The organism is Nocardiopsis sp. TNDT3, assembly GCF_003427465.1.
In the GTDB taxonomy this organism is placed as follows: Bacteria; Actinomycetota; Actinomycetes; order Streptosporangiales; family Streptosporangiaceae; genus Nocardiopsis; species Nocardiopsis dassonvillei.
The window spans coordinates 1-4,373 of sequence record NZ_QPFC01000486.1 but is presented as its reverse complement, the minus strand read 5'-3'; the positions used below and the strand labels follow the sequence as shown (position 1 = coordinate 4,373).

Genomic DNA, 4,373 nt, shown 5'->3' with positions numbered 1-4,373 from the left:
CGCTGTCCTGGAGGTAGAGCAGCCAGCGCGGGTCGTCGGTCCACTGGTAGCTCTGCACGCTGCGGGTCTCGTCCGCGGTCACGCAGCGCGGGTCGCCGTCGAAGCCCCCGGACGGGGTGAGGTCCTGGACCCAGACGTTGAGCCGGTCCTTCCACGGCGCCAGGTAGGCGATGCGGGTTCCGTCCGGCGAGATCGTCGCGTCAGCGCGCTCCGGCGGGCTGAAGAAGTCCTCGACCGGGATCAGGTCGGGCAGTGCCATGTCGTTCCTCTCGTTCGTGCTCGGTCAGACAGGCGAGCTGGGAACCAGGAGAAACCATGCCGACGCGGCACACTCAAGGATCCGTACGTGTGACGGGAGACACCATTGCGGATCGGGGGAGGACGCCCGGCGTTCACCGGAGGCGGGGGCGGAGGGCGCGCGGCTCCGGGCGAGGCGGCCGTCACGTGCGGCCGTCCGCGAGGCCGTCCGCGCCCAGCCGACGGGAGTAGTCGGGAAACGCGATCGGCGCCCCGATCTGTTCGAACGGCAGGTCGAGTACGTCCACGAGAGCCTCCGCGTCGACCTCGCCGAGCAGGGACCGGCGCAGGTCGAGCATGACCAGGTACTCCTCGCGGGTGAGGCTGCCGTGGGCCAGGTGCTCAGCCGCCCTGTCGCCGATGGCGTCGAGCGCCCACAGCCCGAACAGGGGCGAGAGGAGTTCCCCGGCGGGTGACCCGGCGAGCGGGGCCGCGGCCTCCTCGAAGGACTCGAAGGCCACCCGCCGCGAGTGCGCGGAGGCGAGCGCGAGCAGCAGCCACAGGTGCCTGTCCCACTGTCGCGGGGGCGCGGCCGCCCCGGCGGAGCCGCCGAGGACGGAGCGGGCGTGCGCGAGCAGGCGCCGCTCGTCCTCGGCGAACAGGTACGACCACATCCGCCGGTCTCCCGGAGAGCGGCCCGGCGGAGGCTCCGGGCGGGGCCGCTCCCCGTCCTCCTCCAGCACCAGTGCGCGCCCCACGTCCAGGAGGATGAGCCGGTTCTCCCCGCCCGCGCTGTTGTAGACGTGGGTGAGGGCCTCGTAGGAGGAGATCCTGTTGGCGTCCAGGGCGCCCTGGGCGCCGCAGCGCCGCCGGGACTCGGCGCAGGCCCTCTCCGCCGCCTCGGTGGCCGCGGTCTTGGCCAGGGACAGCTCCCGGCTCACCGAGGCCCAGGGGGTCCAGGCCGCCGCGCCGCCGTCTCGTCCGCCGCCCTCCGGTCCGACCCGGGGCGGACCGCCGCGTGCGCGTGCGCGGCGGACCAGGAAGGTGGTGGCGTAGGCGGCGGCGAGCGCCCCGTACACGGACTCCTGCTGGATCCCGTAGCCGATGACGGGCACCTCCCCGGCGTGCGCGCTCACCGTGACCCGGTGCCGCGAGTACCGGTAGGAGATGCCGGCGGTCGCCCGGGTCACCGCCGCCAGGGCCGTGGCGCCGGCCGCCGAGGCCGCGGAGGAGACCGCCAGCGAACGCGTGAGCCGTCCGCCCCGGTGGGAGGGCGGTTCCTCGAAGAGCCCCTGCGGGGAGATCCCGGCGCTGTCCCGCAGCCAGCGGCCGAATGGTACGGGCGCGTCCCGGAAGGAGACCAGGCAGTGGTCCAGCGGGGAGACACCGCTGTGGGGCAGGCGGGTCACCCGTACGCCGGGGCGGGGTCCGTGCTCGTCGCTGATGTCGACCAGGAAGGGGAAGACCCCGTGCTGGCCGCCGCCGGTGCACAGCTGCGCGTACACCAGGCCCGTCTGCGCGATCCCGGGGGTCCCGACCGTGCCCATGAACTTGGCGTCCTCCGGTTCGGGGGTCGTGATCCTGAAGCCGGGCAGGCTCGGGTCGTACTCGGCCCGGGTGCGTACGGAGACGTGGCTGCCGCCGCGCCCGACCTCGGTGATCAGGACGCTGCCGACCGAGGAGAGGTCGTCGAGCCGGTCCACGGCCTCGCGCAGACCGGGGTTGTCGTCGCCGAGGGTGAGGGCGGCGTTGAGGCACACCTCGTAGTGCACCATCGCGCGGAGGAAGAGGGAAGGGTCGACCACCGCGGCGTGCCCGAGCACGTCGAGGAGTCGTTCGGGCGAGCGCAGGGCCTGCCTGCCCCCTCCGACGCGCCCGTTGAGGACGCGCAGGCGTTCGTAGGTGAGGTGGTGGAACTCCTCCGCGGAGGAGAAGTCGGCCGGCGCGAAGACCGGGTGGTCGAACAGGGCGGCGATCTCCGCCCCGCCGCGGGGCGCGCCGTGCAGGAGCGCGCGGAGCCGGTCGCGCTCCCCGGTGGTCGTCGGTGGCATCTGCCCTCCTCAGCCGGACGCGGTCCGGCTCTCGTCGCGGGCGCTTTCGATCACCCTCCGTGACTGGCTCTGTTCTATGCGGTGGATGACGGGAGGGTCGAAGGCGTGGAAGGAGAAGCGTCCCGTGGCGGCGACACGCCCCTGTTGCAGGTAGGAGACCTCCGCGCGCAGCGGTCGTCTGTCGCCGGAGGCCGGTCCCTGGGGGACGAGGGTGACGCGGACCTCGACCGGCAGCCAGAACAGGAACCGCTCGAAGCCGAACGCGCACTCGTGCATGACCGGGTACGGGGGGAGCCGTCCCTCCCCGGACGGGTACAGTGCCCGGGTGGCCCAGGTCGTGGCCTGGATACCCGCCTCGATGAGCAGCATGCCCGGCAGGTGCTGCCGCTCGGCGGTGTGGTCGTGCATGATCTCGTTGCCGTCGGCGACCACCAGGTCGCACCCGACCGTGTGGCCGCTCACCCGCGGCCGTGCGATGACCACGTTCTCCTGGATGGTCTTGAGCACCTCGGCGCGCGGGAGCGGCGCGGGAGGAGATGCGTCGAGGAACACGGTCCGCGACCGCCCCGCCTCCGCGACGGCCTGGTCCAGGTACTCCCAGTCCCGGGGGCCGACGCCGAGGGCGGGGAGCAGGTACCCCTCGCGCAGCTCGCCGGTACGGAGCGCGTGGAGGACCTCCCGGTAGGTTCTGATCTCGGGGTGGAGCCGGGGCGTGGGGAACCCGTCGCCGACGACCCAGAACCGTTCATCCATGCGGGGCCTCCTGAGGGGGCGCGGGCTGGGGCATGGCGGGGAAGGCCGACAGGCCCCCGTCCACCGCCAGGTACTGGCCGGTGACGAAGGCCGCGGCCGGGGAGCAGAGGAACACGGCGGGACCGGTGACGTCCTCGACCCCTCCCCACCGGCGCATCGGCACGTTGGTGAGGGCGGCCCCGGCCATGGCCTCGGTCCCGTGGACGGGCCTGGTGAGCTGGGTGCGCACCCAGCCGGGGCACAGCGCGTTGACGCGTACCCCGTCCCCGGACCACGCCACGGCCAGGGAGCGCGTGTAGGAGAGCAGGGCGCTCTTGACCGCCCCGTAGGACTCCATGCCCGGAACGGCGACGAGCGCCGCCGCGGAGGACATGAGCAGGACGCAGGCGCGTTCGGAGCGCCGCAGGTGGGGGTGGGCCGCGCGGCACAGTCGCACCGCGGCCAGCAGGTTGAGGTCCACGACCCCCCGCCACTCCTCGTCCGAGGTCTCGGTGACGGGGCGCAGGACCATGCTCCCGTCGGGGTCGGTGTGGGGGCCGCCCGCGTTGTGCACGAGCAGGTCCAGCCCGCCCAGGGCCGCGGCGGTCGCGTCCACGGCGTCGGCGGCCGTCGACGGCTCCCTCAGGTCCCCGGGCACGACCACGGCCTCGCGCCCGAGGTCGGAGATCTCCCGTGCCACCTCCTCCAGGGCCGGCCCGTTGCGCGCGCACAGCCCTACGTGCGCCCCCGCCTCGGCCAGCGCGAGGGCGGTGGCCCGGCCGATGCCCTGGGAGGCGCCGGTGACCAGTGCCCTGGCACCGTCGAGGCGGAACCCCTGCGTGACGCTCATGCGCGATCCCCTCCGTCTTCGTCGCGGGTGCGGCCGCGTTCGGTCCCGGTCCAGGTCAGCAGGCCGCAGCCCCAGGTCATGCCGGCGCCGAAGGCCATGAGCAGGACGCGGTCCCCCTCGCGCAGGCGCCCGGTGGCCTCGGCCCGGGCAAGGCCGAACGGCACCGACCCGGCGCCGATGTTGCCCACGAGGTCACCGGTGATGAGGACCCGTTCGGGGGGCACTCCCGCCTGCGCGCAGGCCCTGGCCAGCAGCAGCGGGTTCGGCTGGTGCGATACCACCAGGTCGATGTCATCCAGGGCGAGGGCGTGCTCCTCCAGGCACTCCTGGACCATGCGCGGCAGCACACGGAGGGTGAACTCGCTGATGGCCCTGCCGTTCATGCGGATGGTGTGGCCGCCGGAGGCGACGGTTTCCGGGGAGGCCGGGCGCCGGGTGCCCCCGGAGAAGACCCCGACCAGGTCGGCCCCCCGCCCGTCCGCTCCCAACCGGAGGGGGGACAG

4 protein-coding genes and 1 pseudogene are annotated in these 4,373 nt (G+C 74.0%); all 5 read right to left on the bottom strand.

The window, feature by feature from the left end; translation table 11 throughout:
• A pseudogene (locus DQW06_RS12640) lies at positions 1 to 259 on the bottom strand (S9 family peptidase); the annotation flags it as partial.
• Between the two features lie 181 nt (positions 260 to 440).
• Positions 441 to 2,288, bottom strand: coding sequence for an acyl-CoA dehydrogenase (locus DQW06_RS12635; RefSeq protein ID WP_117198510.1), 1,848 nt, complete (start codon positions 2,286 to 2,288; stop codon positions 441 to 443).
• A gap of 9 nt (positions 2,289 to 2,297) precedes the next feature.
• Positions 2,298 to 3,041: an AfsA-related hotdog domain-containing protein gene (locus tag DQW06_RS12630; RefSeq protein WP_117198509.1), complete on the bottom strand. Its 744-nt coding sequence runs from the start codon at positions 3,039 to 3,041 to the stop codon at positions 2,298 to 2,300.
• Complete coding sequence (locus tag DQW06_RS12625; protein ID WP_117198508.1) at positions 3,034 to 3,870, bottom strand: SDR family NAD(P)-dependent oxidoreductase; 837 nt, start codon at positions 3,868 to 3,870, stop codon at positions 3,034 to 3,036. The genes DQW06_RS12630 and DQW06_RS12625 overlap by 8 nt, the downstream gene beginning before the upstream one ends.
• A partial coding sequence (locus DQW06_RS12620; RefSeq protein ID WP_304598520.1) for a 3-oxoacyl-ACP synthase III family protein occupies positions 3,867 to 4,373 on the bottom strand: 507 nt, incomplete at its 5' end. The genes DQW06_RS12620 and DQW06_RS12625, both read right to left, overlap by 4 nt.

Coding starts and splice junctions, on each gene's coding strand:
- DQW06_RS12635 (WP_117198510.1), bottom strand. CDS start 2,288: ATGCCACCGACGACCACCGGGGAGCGCGACCGGCTCCGCGCGCTCCTG.
- DQW06_RS12630 (WP_117198509.1), bottom strand. CDS start 3,041: ATGGATGAACGGTTCTGGGTCGTCGGCGACGGGTTCCCCACGCCCCGG.
- DQW06_RS12625 (WP_117198508.1), bottom strand. CDS start 3,870: ATGAGCGTCACGCAGGGGTTCCGCCTCGACGGTGCCAGGGCACTGGTC.